The organism is Olivibacter sp. SDN3 (genome assembly GCF_014334135.1).
GTDB lineage: Bacteria > Bacteroidota > Bacteroidia > Sphingobacteriales > Sphingobacteriaceae > Olivibacter.
On the sequence record NZ_CP060497.1, the window covers coordinates 1,480,744 to 1,503,172 of the forward strand.

17 protein-coding genes are annotated in these 22,429 nt (G+C 37.2%); 9 read left to right on the forward strand and 8 right to left on the reverse strand.

What is annotated here, in order from left to right:
• Window positions 1–19: 19 nt before the first annotated feature.
• On the reverse strand, window positions 20–1,018 hold the full coding sequence (gene dusB, locus H8S90_RS05915) for a tRNA dihydrouridine synthase DusB (protein WP_187341653.1): 999 nt from the start codon (window positions 1,016–1,018) through the stop codon (window positions 20–22).
• A 53-nt stretch (window positions 1,019–1,071) separates the two neighbouring features.
• On the opposite strand from dusB, the gene H8S90_RS05920 reads away from it, so the two are divergent.
• From H8S90_RS05920 to H8S90_RS05930, 3 genes are read left to right on the forward strand one after another with little or no spacing between them, the layout of a single operon-like run.
• A complete protein-coding gene (locus H8S90_RS05920; RefSeq protein WP_187341654.1) occupies window positions 1,072–1,992 on the forward strand; it encodes a CPBP family intramembrane glutamic endopeptidase in 921 nt (306 codons plus the stop codon).
• A 9-nt stretch (window positions 1,993–2,001) separates the two neighbouring features.
• Window positions 2,002–2,211: a DUF2007 domain-containing protein gene (locus H8S90_RS05925; RefSeq protein WP_187341655.1), complete on the forward strand. Its 210-nt coding sequence runs from the start codon at window positions 2,002–2,004 to the stop codon at window positions 2,209–2,211.
• Between the two features lie 14 nt (window positions 2,212–2,225).
• Window positions 2,226–3,026 (forward strand): phosphatidate cytidylyltransferase, encoded by an 801-nt coding sequence (locus tag H8S90_RS05930; protein WP_187341656.1) that lies wholly within the window; start codon window positions 2,226–2,228, stop codon window positions 3,024–3,026.
• A 71-nt stretch (window positions 3,027–3,097) separates the two neighbouring features.
• Here H8S90_RS05930 and hisS read toward each other — a convergent pair whose 3' ends face one another.
• Window positions 3,098–4,477, reverse strand: coding sequence for a histidine--tRNA ligase (hisS, locus tag H8S90_RS05935; protein WP_187341657.1), 1,380 nt, complete (start codon window positions 4,475–4,477; stop codon window positions 3,098–3,100).
• Window positions 4,478–4,766: 289 nt separating this feature from the next.
• Here hisS and H8S90_RS05940 point away from each other — a divergent pair, with 289 nt between their 5' ends.
• Both H8S90_RS05940 and H8S90_RS05945 read left to right on the forward strand, forming a co-directional pair.
• The gene (locus tag H8S90_RS05940; RefSeq protein ID WP_187341658.1) at window positions 4,767–5,279 is read left to right on the forward strand and encodes a DUF2911 domain-containing protein; all 513 of its coding nucleotides are present in this window, start codon (window positions 4,767–4,769) and stop codon (window positions 5,277–5,279) included.
• Between the two features lie 612 nt (window positions 5,280–5,891).
• Window positions 5,892–6,365 (forward strand): Lrp/AsnC ligand binding domain-containing protein, encoded by a 474-nt coding sequence (locus H8S90_RS05945; protein WP_187341659.1) that lies wholly within the window; start codon window positions 5,892–5,894, stop codon window positions 6,363–6,365.
• A 192-nt stretch (window positions 6,366–6,557) separates the two neighbouring features.
• On the opposite strand, the gene H8S90_RS05950 is transcribed toward H8S90_RS05945, so the two are convergent.
• The 3 genes from H8S90_RS05950 to H8S90_RS05960 all read right to left on the reverse strand — a co-directional run bounded on the left by H8S90_RS05950 (window position 6,558) and on the right by H8S90_RS05960 (window position 13,916).
• Window positions 6,558–7,541, reverse strand: a complete 984-nt coding sequence (locus tag H8S90_RS05950) for a pyruvate dehydrogenase complex E1 component subunit beta (protein ID WP_187341660.1) — start codon at window positions 7,539–7,541, stop codon at window positions 6,558–6,560.
• A 104-nt stretch (window positions 7,542–7,645) separates the two neighbouring features.
• Complete coding sequence (locus tag H8S90_RS05955) at window positions 7,646–10,522, reverse strand: PD-(D/E)XK nuclease family protein (RefSeq protein ID WP_187341661.1); 2,877 nt, start codon at window positions 10,520–10,522, stop codon at window positions 7,646–7,648.
• A 28-nt stretch (window positions 10,523–10,550) separates the two neighbouring features.
• On the reverse strand, window positions 10,551–13,916 hold the full coding sequence (locus H8S90_RS05960; RefSeq protein ID WP_187341662.1) for a UvrD-helicase domain-containing protein: 3,366 nt from the start codon (window positions 13,914–13,916) through the stop codon (window positions 10,551–10,553).
• Between the two features lie 66 nt (window positions 13,917–13,982).
• Here H8S90_RS05960 and H8S90_RS26135 point away from each other — a divergent pair, with 66 nt between their 5' ends.
• Together H8S90_RS26135 and H8S90_RS26140 are read left to right on the forward strand one after the other, a co-directional pair.
• Window positions 13,983–14,267: a thioredoxin family protein gene (locus H8S90_RS26135; RefSeq protein ID WP_255501839.1), complete on the forward strand. Its 285-nt coding sequence runs from the start codon at window positions 13,983–13,985 to the stop codon at window positions 14,265–14,267.
• The gene (locus H8S90_RS26140) at window positions 14,258–14,410 is read left to right on the forward strand and encodes a hypothetical protein (RefSeq protein WP_255501840.1); all 153 of its coding nucleotides are present in this window, start codon (window positions 14,258–14,260) and stop codon (window positions 14,408–14,410) included. The genes H8S90_RS26135 and H8S90_RS26140 overlap by 10 nt, the downstream gene beginning before the upstream one ends.
• Before the next feature lie 2 nt (window positions 14,411–14,412).
• On the opposite strand, the gene H8S90_RS05970 is transcribed toward H8S90_RS26140, so the two are convergent.
• The gene (locus H8S90_RS05970) at window positions 14,413–15,174 is read right to left on the reverse strand and encodes a DUF4197 domain-containing protein (RefSeq protein WP_187341663.1); all 762 of its coding nucleotides are present in this window, start codon (window positions 15,172–15,174) and stop codon (window positions 14,413–14,415) included.
• Window positions 15,175–15,459: 285 nt separating this feature from the next.
• Between H8S90_RS05970 and H8S90_RS05975 the strand changes: the two genes are divergently transcribed.
• Window positions 15,460–15,828, forward strand: coding sequence for a TM2 domain-containing protein (locus tag H8S90_RS05975; protein WP_187341664.1), 369 nt, complete (start codon window positions 15,460–15,462; stop codon window positions 15,826–15,828).
• A 27-nt stretch (window positions 15,829–15,855) separates the two neighbouring features.
• Here the strand turns inward: H8S90_RS05975 and H8S90_RS05980 are convergent, their stop codons facing one another.
• Entirely contained in the window at window positions 15,856–17,409 is a 1,554-nt protein-coding gene (locus tag H8S90_RS05980; RefSeq protein ID WP_187341665.1) for a glycoside hydrolase family 10 protein, read from the reverse strand.
• A 266-nt stretch (window positions 17,410–17,675) separates the two neighbouring features.
• On the opposite strand from H8S90_RS05980, the gene H8S90_RS05985 reads away from it, so the two are divergent.
• Window positions 17,676–18,653, forward strand: coding sequence for a hypothetical protein (locus H8S90_RS05985; protein ID WP_187341666.1), 978 nt, complete (start codon window positions 17,676–17,678; stop codon window positions 18,651–18,653).
• Window positions 18,654–18,666: 13 nt separating this feature from the next.
• Here H8S90_RS05985 and H8S90_RS05990 read toward each other — a convergent pair whose 3' ends face one another.
• The gene (locus H8S90_RS05990) at window positions 18,667–22,380 is read right to left on the reverse strand and encodes a HAMP domain-containing sensor histidine kinase (RefSeq protein ID WP_187341667.1); all 3,714 of its coding nucleotides are present in this window, start codon (window positions 22,378–22,380) and stop codon (window positions 18,667–18,669) included.
• Window positions 22,381–22,429 lie beyond the last annotated feature (49 nt).

Below are 22,429 nucleotides of genomic sequence, written 5' to 3' on the forward strand. Positions count from 1 at the left end.
TGAATGATTAAATATTTATTTAAGCGATTTCCACGGATAGAAAATTATAGGCTATTTCATCCAATACTTCATTTATTTCTTTAACATCTTGTAAGGAGACTAATTTCATTCGATAGTCTTTAAAATGAGGAATTCCTTTAAAATAATTGGCATAATGTCTTCTCATCTCAAATATGCCGGTTTTTTCTCCTTTCCATTCTATTGATTTTTGAAAATGGGTACGACAAACAGCGACCCTTTCTTCTATAGTTGGTCCTGGAAGGTATTCTCCGGTTTGGAAAAAATGTTTGATTTCTCTGAAAATCCAGGGATAGCCAATAGAAGCACGACCAATCATTATTCCATCAACTTCATATGTTAGGCGCCAGTTTGCCGCTTTTTCAACACTATCCACGTCACCGTTACCAAAAATAGGAATATGTATACGGGGATTTCTTTTTACTTGCTTTATCAAATGCCAGTCTGCTTGTCCTTTATACATTTGTGACCGTGTTCTCCCATGAATGCTCAGGGCATGAATACCCACATCCTGTAAGCGTTCAGCTACTTCGTATATATTTTTGGTATGATCATCCCATCCTAATCTGGTTTTGACGGTAACCGGTAGGTGGGTGGCCTTTACCACTGCTTCGGTCATATGGACCATTTTGTCGATATCTTGTAGTAAGCTAGCTCCAGCTCCTCTACAGGCAACATTTTTTACAGGGCATCCGTAGTTTATATCAATTAAGTCTGGTTCGGCAAGCGATGCTATTTCGGTAGCTTGACGCATGCTGTCGATATCGCTGCCAAATATTTGGATCCCAATGGGACGTTCGTATTCAAAAATATCTAGCTTTTGTCTACTTTTTGCCGCGTCTCTTATTAATCCCTCGGAAGAGATGAATTCTGTATACATCATATCCGCACCGTTTTGTTTGCAGACGTAACGAAAAGGTGGATCACTGACGTCTTCCATTGGTGCTAACAAAAGCGGAAACGGTCCTAGATCAATATTTTTTCCTATCTTAATGGACATTGCCTATATTCAACCCAAAATTAGTTTCAATTAAATCGCAAAAATACAAAATTTTGAAAGGAAATCCTTATAATCCGTCTGATAATCACCCAGGTGTTTCGTTAATATATCTCTTGCTTATCGTTTTATTATCTGCATTGCTTTTTAGCTTCATTGGTTTGGGACTAGGTATTCTGGTATATGGTGTGGAGGTGTTAAAGATAGGCACCGGTAACTTTGATAAGTTAGGAGCGAAAGAGTTAAATTTTATCAGTTTATCGCAAATTTTTTCTGCAATTGGAACTTTTATAATACCGGCAGTATTACTAAACAGAATTGAGAAAAACCGTAGATCGTATTTTGATTGTTCATTACCAAATAGATCAGGTTTATTTCTGTTGGTTATTTTGATTATGATATTTAGTGCGCCTTTTTTTGAGTTTACTGTATATCTTAATGAACAAATGGAACTACCCTCCTATCTTAAGGGTGTGGAAGAGTGGATGAGAGAAAAAGAGGAAGAAATGGCCGTTCTAACCAAAGCCTTGCTTACAAGGGACACTATTGGCGGGTTGCTCACAAATCTTTTTATGATTGGTGTACTTGCTGCTGTAGGGGAAGAATTGTTATTTAGAGGCTGTTTGCAAAATATTGTTTGGAAATGGACGGGGAAAATACATATAGCGATTTGGTTAACCGCCTTTATTTTTAGTGCAATACATTTACAATTTTTCGGTTTTCTTCCAAGAATGTTAATAGGAGCCCTTTGTGGTTACCTATATTTTTGGGGAAAGAGCATATGGTTACCGATATTAGCCCATTTTGCTAATAATGCATCTGCTATTATAATTGCTTTCTATCTGACAAAATCTGGAAAGCCATTGGATTATCTAGATGGAAAGTTTTATCATTGGCCAATATATGTTACAAGTTTTATCATTGGATTATTTTTGATCGATTATTACAGGAAGTATAGTAGCAAAAGCAATATTTAGTTTATTTTTATGGAAAAGGGATGGAAAAAGATTTTTAGCTCGACCGATTTTTTTAAAACGGAGATGATACGTCAAGCGTTGATAGAAAATAATATTCAAGCAGTGATTATTAATAAACAGGACTCTTCCTATAGATTTGGACAGGTGGAATTATATGTTTCAGGTGAGCATGAAGAAGACGCGGTAACTATAGTAAAAGAAATGATTGGTGGTGAATAGAGAAAATTAGTGAAATGAAAACAAGAGCAATTACCGGGGTTTTTTTCGTTATAATTATGTTAGCGGCTGTATTGTTGGGGCCGTATACTTTCAGCGTATTTTTTTCTTTGCTCGCTATTATCAGTGTATTGGAGTTTTATAAACTGGTAGAAGGGGAAAAATGCCAGCCTGATAGACTTTTAGGGGTTTTGTTGAGTGCCATTTTATTCATTCCTATAGTATTGCATTTTCTGTTTGGTACGAGCATCATTTATTTGCTGTTGGCTGTGCCGTTGATGGCAGCAACATATATTGTTACACTTTATAAAAAGAATACTTATCCCTTTAACAGCATTACATACACTTTTTTTGGGATAGTTTATGCCGTAGTTCCATTTATTTTTTTCTACAGTTTAGGTTTTTTGCATGGGGAGTATAACTTCCATATGCCACTGGCTTTTTTGCTTATGCTCTGGGCGAATGATACAGGTGCCTATCTCGTTGGAATGAGGTGGGGAAGAAACAAGCTTTTTGAACGGCATTCACCCAAAAAAACATGGGAAGGATTTATTGGAGGAATATTATTCAGCATATTAACGGGTTTGATCATCGCTCAATATTATACCGAGATAACATCGCTGAATTGGATTATAGTAGCGATTATGATCGGGTTAATAGGAACCTTGGGAGATTTGGTTGAATCCATGTTGAAAAGAAGTTTTCAGGTAAAGGATTCCGGCTCACTATTACCTGGTCATGGTGGGGTTTTGGATAGATTCGATGGTTTGTTGTTGGCCGCTCCGCTTGTATATATTTTCTTAAAACTGTTAACTTAGCTAATGATATCCGGCGTTTTCCGGAAAGGTTGTTGGGCCCGTCCGAAAATCGACCAAGATAATAAATAGAGCTAAATTGATTTTAAGAATGCTATTAGATCGACCGTTGATAATTTCGACTGTTCTCCGCTTTTCATATTTTTAAGTGTAAGCAACCCGCTATTGGCTTCTTCTTCGCCAATTAGGACAACAAAAGGAATTTTTTTGCTATCGGCATAAGTTAGTTGTTTTTTAAGCTTTGCAGTAGTTGGATAGAACTCAGCAGCTATCTGTTCATTTCGTATACGTTGAAGCAGAGATAAAGCGAGGTCCTCACATTTTTTGTCGAAATTGCTAATTAATACCTGCGTTGTACTTTCCGTGTCTGAAGGAAATAAATTGAGCTCATTTAAAACATCATAAATTCGATCAGCGCCAAAAGAAATGCCGACCCCAGTTAATCCTTTTAGGCCAAACATTCCAGTGAGATCGTCATATCTCCCCCCCCCACCAATACTACCCATATTTACTTCATTTGTTTTTACTTCATAAATACATCCTGTGTAATAATTTAAGCCCCTTGCTAATGTGATATCTACCGCTATTCTGTCTGCCGCGGAGGAATCTAGTTTATTTACCAAGGATAAAATAGTTTCGAGCTCAGTAAGGCCGGCTATACCTAACGCTGAGTTTCTTAAAACCTTTTTGAGTGTTTCAATTTTCGACCTATTAGTTCCTTCAAGATTGATAATAGGATCGAGGATGGCAATATCCGTCGTTGTAAAACCTTTATCGATAAGTTCGTTTATTACCCCATCGATTCCGATTTTATCGAGCTTGTCTATAGCGACAGTCATGTCTATTAATAGCGCTGGTTTTCCGATTAGTTCGGCTATTGCAGCTAAAATTTTCCGATTATTGAGTTTTATAGTAAAATCTTTTAGACCGAGATTGTAAAGGGCCTCATTATAGATTAGAACAAATTCTGCCTCATTGATTAGGCTATCAGAACCTACGACATCGACGTCGCACTGATAGAACTCACGATATCGACCCCTCTGTGGCCTGTCTGCTCGCCATACGGGTTGAATTTGGAATCGTTTAAATGGCAGGGCTATGTCATTTTGGTGCATGACGACGTAGCGGGCAAATGGAACAGTTAAATCGTATCTTAACGCCTTCTCAGCTATGAGCGGTGTTAAACTTTGCGTATTAAGTGACGCGTATTTCACGGAGTCTATTTTACTTTTAAAATCTCCGGAATTGAGTATTTTAAAGATAAGTCGATCACCCTCTTCTCCATATTTTCCTGTGAGTGTTTGCAAATTTTCAAATGAGGGTGTCTGGATTTCCTGATAACCGTATTTTTTGAATACCGCTTTTATCGTAGCAAAGATAAAGTTGCGTTTTTCCATTTCAGATGGAGAGAAATCACGAGTGCCTTTGGGTATTGATGGTTTTATTTGTGCCATAGCGCAAACTTAGATAATTTTCTAAATAGAATCTATATAGAAGACACATTAGTTGTTCTGAATGCTGAATCAACAGGATTATTTACCGAGGAACAAAACTTTAGCATATTAAATTTGTTTTACCTATTGAAACTAAACAGACATCCCATACGCATAGATATAACAGATTAGGTCTCTTTGGATAGAAAAAGCCTTGTGAACGTCTCCAGGAAATGTACATCTTAGGTGTGACATGTAATGAACTGTGGGGGAAATAGGAATAGTTATGAATTAAATTAAATATGTTGTTATGAAAAAAATGTTATTGTTTCTCGTCTTTTTATGCGTGAGTGCTGTTGGAGTTCAGGCTCAACAGGATAAAAGCAAGAGACCTAGTCCACCGGATAGCGTGAAGGTGACGACCGGTTCAGGCCTTGATGTAGAAATACATTATAGTAGACCATCAGTAAAAGGGAGAGCCTTAGGCGTTGATATTGCTCCGCTAGGCACAGTTTGGAGAACAGGTGCTAATGAAGCAACGACTTTTGCAATATCTAAGGATGCTACTATCGACGGAAAGTCATTGAAGGCAGGGAAGTATAGTTTATATAGTATTCCAGGAGAGAATACTTCTACCATTATTTTTAATAAAATATGGGATCAGTGGGGTACTAATTACGATGAGAAAGAAGATGAATTGAGAGTGGATGTGCCAACAGAAGAAAGCACAGACTTTAAAGAACAGTTTACGATAACCGCAAGTGAAACAGGTTTGATAGAGTTGCATTGGGGAAATTACAAGATGTTCTTTACTGTAAAATAGTTATTACATTTATTACGGCTCCTCCCAAAGGAGCCGTGCTTTATAGGCCTTTGCGTTTATTTACTTTTTGTTTACTTGGTTGGGATGATTGTTCTAAATCATTCTCTATGTCTTTCTTTTGCCCTTTTTCGATATTTACAAGTTCTTTTAAACTGATTACAAGAAGACTGGGCTAGATAATACCTGTATAAGAGATTGTATTTATTTTGATGGAGTTATATTTCCTATTCAAACAAAAAACTTATTTTTTCGTTGAAAAAGATAAAAAACTCTCTATTTTTGAAAATATTTTTAAAATATAGGGTTTTGATTGAGAATTATATATTTGAGATGGACCTAATCGTAGGTTCTATAGAAATTTTTAAAAAAGAAGAAGCTCCTTTGGGAGAGGAGCTTCAACGCTAACCAATTATAAACCTATATTAAACTGAGGGGCAAATTTTAATCAAAAGGTGAATAAACTTTAAAGGTTTCTATATCTTTAATAATTCCCTTTTGTTTAATACAAACATAATAAAACTTCATAATACTTGTCAAATTTTAAATAAAAAAAATTAATTTTTATCATTTTAATAAAATTATTAGCTAACAATTTCGAATTATTAAAAAATCATGGAAAAAAAGTCGCAAATTTTAGAACTTGATAACCTTGACACGCAAATTTTGTCAATTTTGATGAACGATGCCTCCGTTCCGTACACCGAAATAGCCAAAAAACTAGTAGTTTCTGGAGGAACTATACATGTTCGTATGAAAAAAATGGAAGAATTAGGAATAATTCGTGGTTCTAACCTAATTATTAACCCTCAATCTATAGGATTTGATATATGTGCGTTCTTAGGTATATATTTAGAAAAGGGTTCTCAATATAAAACGGCAGTTGAACAACTAAAACAGGTTAAAGAAGTAGTTGAATTGCACTATTGTACGGGTCAATATAGCATGTTTGCAAAAATTATATGTAGAGATACTAATCATTTGCGTCATGTTTTGAATGAAGATATACAAGCAATAAAAGGAATAGCCAGAACGGAGACTATAATATCTTTGGAAGAGAGTATTAAGAGGCAAATAAGTCTGTTGTAATTGGTTTTTCTAAAAAAAAGTGATGTAAATGCGGTTATTATTTATACACAGTTTGTTTTTATCAGTTTAATAATTGCTTACTTTGTTAAGTAGCCCGAGTTTCAAACAACAGGTTCAATCTCATATAAAAAGAGACGGCCGGCTATATTATAGCCGGCCGTCTCTTTTTATATGAGAAAAAACTAAAAACCTTTATTTGGCGTAAGACACGTCTTTTACCGCATTAATTACCTTCTTAATGCTTGGAAGTGCTTCTTCTATCAAAGTAGGCGCGTAAGGTAACGGAACATCTGCAGAAGTAACTCTTATTACAGGAGCATCAAGATAGTCAAAAGCATTCTTTTGTACATTAAAAGCAATTTCGGAAGAAATAGAAGCTAAAGGCCAGGCCTCTTCTACAACGACCAATCGATTGGTTTTTTTAACCGATTCGATGATGCTGGCATAGTCGATAGGCCTTACCGTTCTCAGGTCTATCAAATCTACTGACACACCATCTTTTTCCAGTTCTTCAACTGCGGGCTTAACTACTCTTGGAATCATTTTACCGAAGGAGACAATGGTTACATCCGTTCCCTCCTGTATCTTGTGTGCTTTGCCCAATTCCAAATAATATTCTTCTTCCGGCACCTCTCCCTTATCTCCATACATTACTTCAGACTCCATGAAGATTACCGGATCAGGATCAAGGATCGATTGTTTTAATAAGCCTTTTGCTTCGTAGGGGTCGGAAGGGACAACAACTTTTAAGCCCGGTGTGTTTGCATACCAGTTTTCGAAATTTTGTGAGTGTTGCGCGCCCAATTGACCAGCATTTCCGGTGGGACCTCTAAATACAATCGGTACAGCATATTGCCCACCGCTCATGGAGTATATTTTTGCCGCACCATTAATTATTTGATCAATTGCGACTAGGGAGAAGTTAAAAGTCATAAACTCTATGATTGGTTTCAAACCTTTCATAGCAGCTCCTATACCAATACCAGCAAAGCCTAATTCGGCAATTGGGGTATCGATAACACGCTTGGCTCCGAATTCGTCTAGCATCCCCTGACTTACTTTATAAGCACCATTGTACTCAGCAACTTCTTCGCCCATTAAGAAAATTTTCTCGTCTTTGCGCATCTCTTCGTTCATTGCCTCACGAAGTGCTTCTCTGAACTGTATTTCTCTCATCAGTTATAACGTATGTAAATTAAATCAAAATTTTGTACGCAAAAGTACTTTAAAAAAGTGAAAATATGAAGGATTACGGCTTTAATTCCTTTTATATTAACTTTCTATGTTTTATGATCGGAAGATGAACTTCGAAAGAATTCTTCATACAATTCGTTATATGGTAAAATGACGGAAGGGTTATGCATAAAAGGAATCTCTTTATTAAATAGCTCTTCCAGGGTTTCACGTAATTTTGATAAAAAAACGGCTTTTATTTCTTTTAATCTATCACCTACTAATGCTTGATTGTCACTATGGAAAAAAGATCCCTCATTGTTTAATCTACGAACGGCATAGAGATGAGGCTCTACATCTTCTATGCCTTTTTTCTGTTCATAAATATAGGTGTAGAATAATGTTTGGATGAGGGCTTTATTAAACTTGGGATTGGAAGCATTGAATAGCTCGTCGTTATTTTTCGTGTATTCTAGTACATCTCCACCCGTTTTATAGTCAACAATACGAATTTTACCGTCTTTTTCATCTATGCGATCGATAATTCCCTGAAGTTTTACCAATTTTTCCTGACCATTAACTGTTATCAGAAAGTCAATTACATAGTCCTCATTATTTTCAAGTTCGATAATGTTGAAAGGGCAGGTACCGATATCAATATTTAGTATGATCCGAGCGTAATCTTCTACAATTTGCAAAATGATTTTTTCAATACTAGTTGTTTTTTCTAATGAAAGATATGTTTTGTTTTTATAAAAAGTGTTTGAAAGCGCTTGTAAACAAAGTGTGGGCAGTTCACTACATTTTTCGTGGATGCGATTGGCTGTAATGGTAGCATTGGTTGATTTCAAATCTTCATAGAACCATTGCATGACTTCATGTAAGACCGAGCCGATTTTATTTACCTGAAAATCGTCCATTAGTTGATCGGGTTCTTTAATCTTTGCTATATTCTTAAAAAAGAAAAGTAAAGGGGATTGTATATAGTTTGTCAGTGCAGTAGCAGAAATTTTTAAGGGATCAACCGTTAAATAGTTATCCAGAGTCTCTGCAACCTTACCTGTTTTTGTGATATGTAAAGGTAAAGGCAATTTACTTATGTTTGTTTCTTGTTGTTGTTTAAGTTGAGAAAAACTAAAGTTACTTTCAAAGGCTAACTGTTTGATAAATCGCGAGACTTCTCCTGTACTATTTTCATCTACCTGATTATTATAGACGATCGTAATTTGTTCTGAACGTTGCAGTAGCCTATAGAAGAGGTAGGCGGAAAGTGCCTCTTGGTTCTCAAGAACCGGGAGGCCGTAAGCTCGTCTAATGGCGTCTGGAATAAAAGTATTTCCGAAGCTTTTTTTCGGAAGTATACCGTCATTCGCACCTAAAATATAGATTTCTTTGAAATCAAGATTCCTGCTTTCCAGCATTCCCATAATTTGAACGCCTTTCAGTGGATCGCCTTCTATTGCAGCATTTATGTTATAAAGATGTTTACGAACCAACGAGATGGTGAACGGTAAGGCCGCCTGTTGCAGTGACGAGTACACATGTAAACCATCATATAGATGATTTAATTCTTGTAGAGCGGTAGTAAACAGGCTGGCTTCTATCAGGGTAAGGTTGCCATGATCTTTCCTATAATTAAAAATGCGCTTTAATATTACTTCGAGGGCTGTTATAAGCGGAATAGCATGTTTTTCTCTTTTAAAGAAGACATTGATTTCATTGTAATGTGCTAATGCTGCATATGGAACGTCTAGATAGTTGTTGTCTTTGATTGTTTGTTGAATTTCTTTTTTCTCGGAAGGTAACGTATTTATTAAAGGATGGGCCAGATAGCTCTCCAGATCTTTATAGGGAATCGTGTAAGTATTTGTTGTATAATAATTGGTTTGTATTCTCAGCCAGATCTCTACGAGACCAAAAATAGGTGACTGGTTAATGGGGAAGCCCATCGTAATGTTTGTAAGCAGCGTTTCTGGAATGCTCTGAAGTGTGGGTATAAGTAAATTTTCGTCGGCGAGTAACACCGCAATTGGAGTTTCTTTTTTTTTCTTAGCTAGTAGCGTGTGCAGTATTTTTGCCTGTGCGGTAAAGCCAGAGGCCTCAAAGACCGTTATTCTATCGGTTTTGCGTCGAAGTGTGTCTGGAAATGGGCCTAATGCGTTTTCTAGACGCCATTGTTCTATATTTTTACGAATGAATAAACCCGCTTCCTGCATTTTATCTTCGAGATAATACTGATCAGCATCAAAATAAAATAAAGCTTTGCCTTGTTCTTGCCATCTTTTAAATAGTGTACCTTCTGCCCTATTCAATGCATTGAAGCCTACAAAAACAAGCTGCTTATAAGGACCGGTTAACATAGAGTCTGTGCGCGTGTTGATCGCGGCCTCGCGATACATAGCAGACGTGGTTGATTTACCCAGTTTTTCTAACGTATGTTTAAAATCAGTATATAGTTGAGGCATCATCTTCCAGAGAGCAATAAACTTTTCCCTGATCTGTTCTTGTCCGTATTGACTAAAGGATTTCCAAAAGGCCTCGAGAAAAGCAATCTGTTCTTTTGTTAGAAATTGAAATTGTTTCTCGATTGCTGCAAGATCGTGGATTTCCTGATAGATCGCCGATGGGTCTATTAATTCATAATCTATTTGAGCAAAATCACTGAGAATGGTTTCGGCTATAGGAAAGAACCGATCGATACTTAGCGGTTCTTGATCGTTAGTCAATAATAGCCGTGTATAACATTCGTGTAAGTGAGCAATTTGACCAATTTTATCTATTTCAATAGCTATACTCGCCTGTTTAAAAAAATCCTGTATCGTAAAAAATGACGGACTCCAGATGGGTTTTTTGACTATTTCAACAAAGTACTGCTTCATGTATACTTCCGGACGCTTGTTGTTAAATATAATAGCAATATCTTTTAAGCTATCTCCGTACCTGTTGACTAAATCTGTTGCGACTTCTTTTAAAAAAGGGAGCATATTTACTATTGTATTTTCTGAGTTATTTTTATTGAACGGATACCAACGTATTAAAAAATGCATAGAATAAGTAACCTCGTACGTTTGGATAACCCATTTCCTGTAAAAGTTGAGTGTACGTTTGCACCTGTTTGATGTGCTCTTTGTGGACAATCTGATTGTTTTTTTTACCTGTAAATTTAAAATCTAATAAAACGGTTTCTGCCGGTCCTATCAACACCTTATCAGGGCGAAAAACGTTTCCTGTGATATCGATGATACTTTGTTCGTTTAAACTGGGATAGTTCTTTTCCAATAGTTTTCTGAGAGCTGTATTTTCGAAAATCAATGATGCCTGCTTTTTTAACAGGGGAATTTCTTCCCGCTTTATGAGTCCTTCTGTCTGCATTTTTATCAGCAATGTTTCGATTTCCGCTTGCCTTTCTGCTTTTGACAATATTTCGTGTAATATCAAACCTAATCTAATATGGTTATCCTGTTCTCCGAGTAACAGCAGATCTGCTCTGATTTTTTTACTGTCTAGGGCCTTGTTAAGGTGTTCGCTAATAGGATATTGATTTAAACTCCAATACCAATCGTTTTCAGACTGCCAAAATTTTAGACTTTCCTTAATGGTTTTTGCTATAGTACCAGAGGTTTTTGGTGTAAAAGAAGGCGTTTCCTCTGGGAAAGAGATGCTATCTTTATAGGTAATATGTAGTTCATGACCATATTGTTTTAAGACATTTAATAATAAATCAGCAATGAGCGTAGTACTTGTTGTTTCATCGGGTATGCTGATGTAGAGCTCCCGGATTGTTCGGGTTGTTGCAACATAAAGCATGTTCAAGGCATCAAGATAATTAAAAAGCATTTCTTCATAATAAGCTCGAAACAAGGAGGATTTTCCAATCTTATTGGCATTGTATTTTACCGGGACCGATTGTAATATTTCATAACGGGTATTTGTTGTGCTTACCCAAAAATCGCGTAAGTGGCTGGAATCCAGATTCCAAGAACAAAAAGGAATCATAACAACGTCGAATGCTAAGCCTTTTGATTTATGAATGGTAAGAATTTCAACGGCGCTAGCTCCTTCTCCTGCAGGGAGAGCCTTCCTGATGCCGTCTTCTTCCCAATAGTTCAAAAAGGTTAAGAGACCATGTTCTCCCAGTTTTGTAAAATTTTCTACAAGATCTTTAAAGGCTAATAAAAAGGGGATATCACTTTCGCTACTGTCTAGTTGAAACGCCTTTATAAGAAATTCAATCAACTCGCTTAGCGGGCGTAGTTGTATATTATCCCAATGTTTTTTTACAGCATCTGGAAGTGTACTTCCCCAATGATTGATATCTGTACTATCATTTAAGTTAAACCACAGACTGTTATCTGTGGAAAAGGGTTCATCTTCTTTCTGGTGAAAGAGGTACAAGCAGTTTGCTTTAAAAATAGCAGCATCTTTTGGATTGGTAACCATTGCTTTTAAGCAATTGATAATAAGTTTAATACCTCTATTATTTGCTAGTAAAAGAGCTTCTCCAGAAACCACATTAAATCTACTACTCGGAGGTAATGGCTGCTGGATGGATAGTAGATATTCAATAACTTCTTGCGCCTCTTTATTAGTTCTTACGAGCACACCGATTTGCCCGGGAAGATATTTGCCCGACTGTAACCAGGAAAGAATGGTATTACCCATCTTTTGTAGTGCCAGGTCTTTTGTTTGATTCACTCTAGAAGATTTGTTTCCCTTTTCTAGTGGGAGGACTTCAATATGAACTTGTCCTCCTGTATTATTTTTATCTTTTTTCGGTTTATACTGAAAACTAGTATTATAAGCATTAATAATGCGATGATGTAAGCCTTCTTCTTCCCACCAATTTCTATATATTTCTTCTCCAACACCCTTTTTAACTTTATCGTTCAATTGGTCTTGTAACCATCGCGGGCCGTAATCATATAGAAAGTTGTTAAAATCGATGATGGAATCTAAGCTTCTATAATTTTCCTGAAGGTTTTGTTCGTGAATGAGACTGCTACCGAGATCTAATGCCACCTGCTTGTCGAGTAAAGTCCAGTCTCCGCTCCGCCAACGATAAATACTTTGCTTGATATCGCCAACGATGAGGTGATCTGCCAAGGGCGTATTAGGAGACCTTTCGGCAAGCATGTTTAGCATAAGAGGAACGAAGTTGCTCCACTGAGTAGACGATGTATCTTGAAATTCATCAAAAAGAAAATGCTTAAAATGCGTTCCTACTTTCTCCCAAATAAAAGACGTGTTCTCTAAACCACTTTTATTAATCTCTCTTAATAAATTCTGCGACTCATTAATTAACATGACATTATGTTCGTCCCTATAATCACGTAAAAGGCCGCTCATTTCCTGCAGTAGGTGGAGGTAGTAGATGTTCTCTTTCAATGCAAGCGCCAAGTAATATTCTGCCGCATTTTCTTGGTAGAACTGCTGTGTTTTTCCAAGTAGAGGGTTTAGCGCGTTGTATAGCGCTTGCATATTAAGACTAAGGCCTTTTGACTGCCATTTATCGGGGTTATCAATGTATGGGACGATTTTCTCATAAAAAGCAATGAAATTGCTTGATTTGTTGAGTTCCGGCAATTTCGGAACGGGATTGCGTGATTTTCCTTGAAAGTCGGTTATTTCGACAGCATAGCGGTTAAAAATATCCTTGGCTTCTAGTAGTAATGTGCTAAGTGTTTGCTCAAAAGAGCGTATACCTTCGGTGTTTATCTGATCGATGGTTTCGAAGGTAGTTAATCGATCTTCAGTCTTTAATCCTTTAATGGCATTATGAAAGAACTGATAACGTTCTTTGAATATCTCATTGGCCAACTCCATGAGGGTGTGGGTATAATTCCAATGTTTGCCAAGTTCTATCTGTTCGCGGGCATATCTTATAATCCATTGTAGTAAGTCTGGGCGATTATTTAAAACTTGGTTTAATCGGGCAGCAAGGCTTTTTTTAACCTTGTCTATGTTCATTTCTAAGCGGTAAGAGGCTCCTATTTCCAATTCATAGCTAAAGCTTCGTATAATTTTCTGTACGAATCCGTCGATTGTGGTTACAGCAAACATGCCGTAGCGATGCAGTATTTGCCTATAAATCTGTTGTGCTCGAAAACTTAACTCGTTGGGAGATAATTGCGGGTTTTGCTCAAGGATAATCTTTTGGTAAGCGAGATGTTCGCCATTGTTTCTGGCAAGACCTTCTAACACGGAGAGAATTCTGGTTTTCATTTCGGCAGTAGCTTTATTGGTAAAGGTGATAGCCAATATTTGTGAAAAATTGATATGCTCCCTAAAAAGTAAAGAAATATAATGTGCCGTTAGGCTGAAAGTTTTACCTGATCCAGCGGAAGCTTTTACAATTTTTACGGGGGGTATATGGGTCATAGCTTAATTTGCCTACTTTTGTAAAGTACGTAATTTTATAGGAGTGATGAAAAAAAATTAAGTATATTGTTTCTCTGTAGTGGCTTCTTTTTGATGGTTAAAGGGCAGGAACAGCAGAAAAGAATATACGACCCGAAAGCGAATGCTATGCAACAAATTTCGGAAGCAGTAAAAAGAGCGGAAGAGGAAGGAAAGCATGTTTTTTTGCAGATCGGAGGGAATTGGTGTGTTTGGTGCTTAAAGTTTAATGAGCTGATAAATACGAATGACACGCTAAAAAACTATTTGGATGCAAATTATGAGGTGGTACATCTGAACTACAGCAAGGAAAATAAAAACGAGTGGTACTAGATTCCTCGGGTAAGCGCATACATACCCAAAATAGTGTTTATTTGGAAGAAGGAAACGGGCACAGTGCCAAGAACGTTCTTGAGTTTCTGGAAAGCTGGTCGCCCAAGGCGCTGAACCCTGAGCAGTACTCAATAGGGAAATAACATTACTTTTTATTTTCTTTATCGGCGTAACCAAAAACTTTTTGTAATAATGGAGACGTTCGGCTTCCTCCCAGATTATTTCTTATTTTTAGCTCTTCTTGTGCTACTTGATGAAATAGGCCTTCTATTGCTTTTTGTGTGACGTATGTGTTTAGATCAGCTTCCATTTTATCTTTTACTAGGGGAATTTGGTTATAACGTGTTGCTACATCGCTCCAGTATTTGGAAACGTCAAATTTCTCTAAGTTTTGAGAAACAATGGGCTGAAATTTAGTGGCTAATTCTGTACTGGTTTGTGTTTTGAAGAAAGATGTTGCTGCGTCCTCCTGCCCACTCAGCAATATTTTGGTAGCATCAGCGATTGTTAGACTTTTCAGGGCATTTACAAAAACAGGGCCTGCTTCGCTCACCGCCGACTCTGCAGCACGGTTCAGGCTGGTAATGAGCTGATCGGTTAATGACCCTAAACCGATACCGCGTAACGCTTGCTCCGCTTTTTGCGCCTGTGGAGGTAATAATATTTTGACGGCTTGATTACCCAAAAAACCATCCTTTTTAGACAAGGTGCTTATACTCATCTGTAAACCATTTTCCAAAGCCTGTTTTAAGCCGGAAGAAATTTCGGCGGGAGCCGGCTCCCCTTGTTTTTCAGAAGACGTTGCTGTAGTTGAGGAGTCTTTCTTTAATACTTTAAAAATATTAAACTGTGCATGGGATGATTGTATAAAGAAGAAGGCCGCAACGGTTATTATTAGTCTTTTCATGATAAAATACTATTGATGAATATGGTGCAATAATACATATTCTTGTTAATTTTAGATAATTACTTTATAGATGTTCAAGAGAGCTAAGTGGTTTATCGATCTATAACAGCCTTTGAGAGAGAATTTATAGATTAAATTTAATATGTTCAGTGTTGTAATACCGCGTAACTTACAAAAAAGCAAACCCTTTGTAACAAAATCAATAGTTTGTTAATCGAAAGATAAAAAGGGCGTGTTTTTGGGAAGGCGCTGCTTTTAAATAGATAAACCGAAATAGGTATAAAAATGGAAAGAAGGATATTAATGATCATCCAGGATGTAACTCCTGATGAAATGATGTTTCTCGTTGGTCTTATGAAAGGCTTAAAGGATGAGGAGGTAGATCAGTTTCTCTTTTTGTATAAAGGAAAGAGGAGAACAACTCAGGAAATTCTGTTGATGACTTTGATTGGGTTTTTGGGTATTGCCGGAATACAAAGATTCATGTTAAAACAAACAGGGATGGGAATAATCTATTTATTGACGTTCGGATTCTGTTATATAGGAACAATTGTGGATTTAGTAAACCATAAGAACTTGACAGATAGTTACAACCAGCAGGTTGCGATGGAAAGCGTACAACTAATGAATATTTACAAGTCAAGACCGCTTTAGCTAGAAACAAACCGTCAAACTGTTATATTAATTTGCAACAACTACCTGCATATTAGAAGGTTCACTTTCATTTTTCATGCGATCAATAGCGGTAACAACGTAGGTATATTGAAGCCCTTGCCTTACCGATTGGTCGGTGAAAAAGTTCCGATTGACGTCATAAATAATTTCTAAGATATTCCGGGTGTTTTCAAGGTTGATTTCTTCCCCCGCATTGAACCGATAGACCACGTAACCGTAAGCTTCATCATTATCTATTGCTTTTTCAGGAATTGCCCACCTCAAGGAAATGCCACTTCCGGTCAAAATGTTATACACGAGGTTTTTTGGAGCCATCGGGGGAATACTGTCTATCCAAGGCATTGTTGGGGGAAGGGCCTTATAGCGGTAGAAATTATATTGCAAAGAGTCTCGAAATCCGGCCAAATTGTTTACCAAAGATTTGGAACTGAAATAAACACTCCCTTGAACGAGGGGATTTCTCCTTAAGTGACGTAATTGTTCGGGTAATTGATCTCTATTCTTCCAGCCCGGAGAATTGTCTGCTGCACGATAAGCAGCATGACCTATATATACATGTTTACCGAAAGCATTTTTACTCCACCAATCGAGTAGAATTTCATAGGCCGCAGCACGATTGTTAAAGGGAAAATAGACCTGTGGGTTGACGTAATCTATCCAGCCTTGTTGTAACCAGGCCCTCGCATCTGCATATAGCTGTGAATAGCCGCTTAGTCCGGAAGTTTCAGAGCCTTCCGGGTGTTGTTTCCTGTTTTGCCAAATTCCGAAAGGGCTTATTCCAAATTTGACATGCTTCTTTTCGTGGTGAATACTATCAGACAATGTTTTAATTAGATGATTAACGTTGTTTCTTCTCCAATCGTCTATCCTCTTGTGACCCCTCCCATATTTGTTGAATGTTTGTATATCGGGAATGGTCTGTCCTGCTGCCGGATACGGATAAAAGTAATCATCAAAATGAACACCGTCTATATCGTAATTTTTGACCACAGATAATATTACGCTAACAATATATTGCTGAACCTCGGGTATTCCTGGATTGAAAAGCCTTTTGCCGGCATAGGTAAAAAACCACTCAGGGTGCCGTTTCGTTATGTGTTTTGGGCTCACATTGGCTTCACTGAGATCAAAGGTAGCGCGGTAGGGATTAAACCAAGCGTGCAACTCCATCCCTCTGTTATGTGCTTCTTCTATAGCGAACTCCAAGGGATCATAGATTGGAGAAGGGGCAAAACCTTGTTTCCCTGTTAGAAAGCGAGACCATAATTCTTCTCCCTTTAAGTAAATAGCATCTGCTGATGGGCGTATTTGTAGGAAAACAGCATTTAACCCTGCGCGTTGATGTGCATCAAGTAAACGTAAAAGTTCCTGCTTTTGTTCGTTAGTGGTTAACCCTGGTTTCGATGGCCAATCGATGTTCGCTACCGAGGCAACCCATACACCCCTTAATTCTCGTTTGGGAATTTGTAAATCGCTGCGTTGAGCATATGCATGGCAACCTAATGTAAACTGAAAAACGATAGTGATAATGATTATGATAGAGCTTTTCCGGAAGTTCATTTAAGCGCGATATTTTTAAAACGAAATAACAACTTATTGCTTGGTATTAATTGTAAAAGGTTGTAAAGATAAGTATCGCAATGACGATGCAAAAAAAAAATGGGTAAAAGAGATAATACATAATTTTTAAAGGGCCTATATAAGGCTTTATCTGGTCTATAACGTAAAAAAACAGGTATGCAGTTTTTTTAACATTTTAAAAAAAGATGTTGGAACAATTTTTGATAACCACTTTATACCTAATAAGCTAAAACTGTATAAAGAAAATGGAAGAGAACGATGTAGTGTATAAGAGGCACCTTATGACGGGGGGTTATGAGGGAGAGGACGATACAAATAAAGAAATAAATAAAGGAGATAATAATAAAGACTCTACCAAAGTATATTTTTTTATTGTGGCAATTATTGCGCTGTTAGCCACGAACGTATACTTTTATCTTAAATATAAGAATTCTGACAGTCAAAATATTACCATTACAAGCGAGAAAAGCCAGATGGAGGCCGAACTTGATAGAATTGAATTGGAACTTGATCGGGTAACGAAAGCAAACTTGGCGCTATCAGAGGCGTTGAAGTCGGAACGTGAAAATGCCCGCTTAAAAATCGAGGAACTACGGGCAAAACTTACACAAAATGAATTGGACAGAGCTGATATGCAGAAAACCCAACAGGAGATTACGCAGTTACGTCAATCTGTTGCGAAGTATTCAAAGGATGCGGAGCGGTTAAAAAATGAGAACCGGCTTCTTCTATCGGAACGTGATAGTTTAAAAGTTTCTATGAATCATGCAACGGCAAAGGCACAGGAATTGGAAGATATAAACCAGGAACTGGAAAGTAAAGTGAACATTGCCTCTGCACTTAAAATTTCCTCTATTAACATTAATGCTTTTCGGGTGCGCAAAAACGGAAGGGAAAATATTGAAACAAGGGCTAGAAGGGCAGATAAGCTGAAGATTGATTTTAATATTGCAGAAAATGCTATAGCAAAGGAAGCCATATATGATATCTATGTTAGAATAATAGAGCCCAATGGAAACTTGCTTATCCGTGAAAACAATATTTTTGAAGCGGATGGTGTAGAATTGCAATATACCTATAAGACGGGTATTGAATTTTCGAACGATGGAAAACTATATTCAATTGAATGGCCCGGAATAGAGGGATTTAAGCCCGGGACTTACACCGTAGTGTTATATACGAATAAGGGTACTATGGGCCGGGGAACAATTAGGCTTTCTTAGAAAGTGGGAGAAATTAATTTTGTGGTAATTCTATATAAAAAGTTGTGCCATAACCGATTTTTGTAGTATAAGTAATCGAGCCTCCCATACTTTCGATGGTTTGCTTGACGAAAGCGAGACCAAGACCTGTCCCTGAGCTTTTAGTAGTAAAGTTGGGTTGAAAGATGCGCTCTCTCACATTGGCATCGATACCATTTCCATTGTCTTTTATCGCGATACATATTGTGTTAGGTAATAGTTTTAGTGAAATATAGATGATGCTGGACCCCCTTCCGAATTTAGCTTCAATAGCATTTTTTATCAAATTGCTGAACGATCGACGTAGCTGATCACGGTCTCCCCTAACCTTAATTTGGTCTTGCCCGAGGTTTTTAAAGGTGATGTCTACTGCCGCGTTATTGTTATATATAGGGATGATTTTTTCTATCACATCCACAATGTCCACATCCTCTAACTGCGTGTCGGGCATGCGGGCAAAATTAGAGAATTCTGAGGCAATAGTAGATAAACTATCGATCTGCTCAATGAACGATTTACTGAAGCGTTTAAATTTCTGATCAAAATTTGGATCATTTTCTTTCCAAGAGCGTTCTAAAAGCTGAACACCTAACTTCAAAGGTGTTAAGGGGTTTTTTATTTCATGTGCTACCTGTTTTGCCATTTCCCGCCAGGCGGTTTCTCTTTCAGATTGCGCAATTTTGTTAGCACTTACTTCCAATGCCGCAATCATATTATTGTATTCCCTTATTAACGACCCGATTTCATCGTTTCTTTTCCAGAAGATAGGCTCATTTGGCTTTCCAATAGATGTTTTCGCCAAGCTGCGTTGTACGAGGGTGAGCGGTGAGGTTATTCTGTTGGCGATAAAAACCGCAAATAAACCTAATGCAACTATAACCAGCGCATAAATATTAATAAGTGTATTGAGAAGCATACCGATACGTTCTGCAAAGTCTTTTTCATTCGAAAAATAGGGTAAGCTTAAATAAGCAATGGTTTCGTCTTGGTCGTTCTTAATAGGCGCATAGGCGACGGCATACTCCATGCTGCCTATTTTCTCCTTTTGAAAATACTCTGAACGCTCAAATTTTGACATGTGGAGCCATGCTTTCGCATTCATATAACGAGAAGTTAAACCGAGGTCATAAATTTTACTTTGGGTGGTATAAAAGAGAGTGCCATCGAGCTTATATAGGCCGATATCAGCAGCATTTGAATTTGCGGTATTATAAAGGTCTCTTTCAATTTCAACGCTGGAAGCGTTGTTGGCGTCTTTGAAGATGGTGTTTTCTAAACCGGCCGCTATTTGATTGATTCTTTTTACTGTATTGATCTCTTGCTGATGCTCATACTGATTGCTGATACTTATAAACGTAATTACCCCGGCAATAATCAGTGTGATAACTACGGCTAGCACAACAAATGCTTGAATTCTGGTTCGATATAGTACCCTATTCTGTGTTATCCAGAAAGATCTCCTGACATTCCGTAGGCTAAAGTCGTAGTTCTTTAACGTTAATATTAACCATTGTGAAGCATAGGCAATGATGGCAAAAATGAGCAATACAAGAAAAATAAAAGAGAGCGTAGCCAGCTGTACCCATGAACCTTGTCTATCTTTACTTAGTATCATTAGAATATGCTCATTTGGCCTATACATTAATTCGGTTCCTCCTGTTGGCTTATTGATATTAATATACTGAAGCTGCTTTTTGGGATACTCCTGATCAGTGATGGCAAAAAGGTGGTTTCCGAACTGGTTGACTAGTTTTCCATTTCGATACAGCGCAAAAGAATACTGCTCTAAATTTTCTTGCTTATTCAATCGGCCATTGCTTAGAATCTCCGGAAAGGATACGTAACGCTCAAAGGCTTTACTTGTGAGTTCTATTAGGGTAGTGCCAATTTCTTTCCCGTCAACAATCACGGGAATTAATCCAAAATATAAGAGATTGCCGAAATTGTTATGTACTCGATAAAAATAATCGGAAACCTTAATAGAGCCAGATTCTACTTTTTGCTTGTAATAGTTTAGTTTTTGCACACTTCTGACGTCATCGGGAAAACTTCTAACCAATTGGTAAACGTTGAACTCGTATCTGGAAAGATAGCCGCTAAAATAAGCCTGTTTGACATAATCATTTAAAACATGGATATTATAACGTCGTGGATGAGAAAAGTAGTTTTTTAAGTGCGCATCATTGGCAACATTTTTTTCAATACTGTAAAAAAGGAACACAGCGTCTGGATCGTCGGCAGACTCTAGTTTTTGTAGGATTAATTTTTGTGTTTCAAGCTCTTTTTCGTTAATAAATTCGGTTTGTTTTAAGGATGCAATACAGGCAAATAATAGAAGGGTTGTTATGAAGGCGACTAGATTAAAGCGGTGTTTATTATAAAATGTGTGAGCCCTCAATAATACAATGGCCGCAAAAATAAAAAAGGTGATTGTTAGTGTATCAGAAAAATGTTGAAATAAAGCAAAAACGGCGATGGTTACAAAAAATAAAATGAACCATAACCGTTTGCCAACGCTGAAGTTTAATGATACTGCAAATAAAATTTCTATCAGTAAATACACGTTTAATATCACCAGACAGAGCGATAAAATTCCAAGCCAACTAAAAACATTTAATTTTAGAATGTTTGTTACATCAAACTGAATGTTAGAATTACCTATTAAATCATTGAACACACTGACCGTGTGTATACCAACTACATATAACAGGATAGCTGCCGATGAGTAGAAAAGAATGCTACAGGTTAATTTAAATTGTTTCTTCGGTTGAAATGATATCAGCTGATTTCGATAGTTATATACATAACACATAAACCAAGCTGTTGATATGATATTGAGTAAAAATGCCCCTAAGGACGGGAAGATAAAACTGGAAGCGTAGTACCGTGGATCAAAGACCTCATTAAAAAAACGATTAGCTAACCAAGCTGTTTGTAAATCGAGGAACCGGGTCAACGAGAAGAAAGCAAAAAAGATAACGATGGATGTTTTTACATAGCCTTTATCGGCAATCCAGACGCACACGCTGTTCATAAGTATGGCGGCAAAAAAAATAGCGGCGAGCCACATAGCCAGCTCTAGCTTTGAGAAAAGTGTGTCTGCCGTGTGCGGTTTGAGCTTTACGGAGAGGAGGTACTTGCCGTCTGCATTTCTAATATTATAGACTGGACTATCATCGTAAGAGGCGATCTCTAGGTTTTGGGAGCGGATAAGATCTTCTGAAAACGTTTCTTTTAAATAATCATTTTTTAGTGGATACTTAGACTTTATTGGAATAAGACAGACCACAGAAAAACCTCCCCTAGTTTTCTTAATAGCTTCGTACCATCCATTGTCTGCAGCGATTAACGAACTGCCATCAGACAATCCTGCGTCTGATTGTGGGACAATTTTATCAGAACCCCAGAAAACCAGCTCACTGTTGGAAAACGTATATAGGTAAACTTGTTTTTTCTCTCCTAAAAAACCAACAACCTTCTCCGTGAGGTTTTCGTTGTTGCTGATGTCTTTTAGCTCGTTGAAATTAACATTGTCATCTAAGAACGATTTAACAAACTGTTCCTTTTTATGCAGATTTTGCTCAATACGTTTTGCTTCAATACGTAAAATCTCCTCTTTCTGAAAAGTGATATTTATGGTTATCGCTGTTCCAATAAAACAGAGCGTTAGCACCAGTAATAATATCCGTATTTTTAAAGAGGTATTCAACGTAATATATAAAAAATTATAAGTCTAGGGTAAAAATAGAAAAAACCTC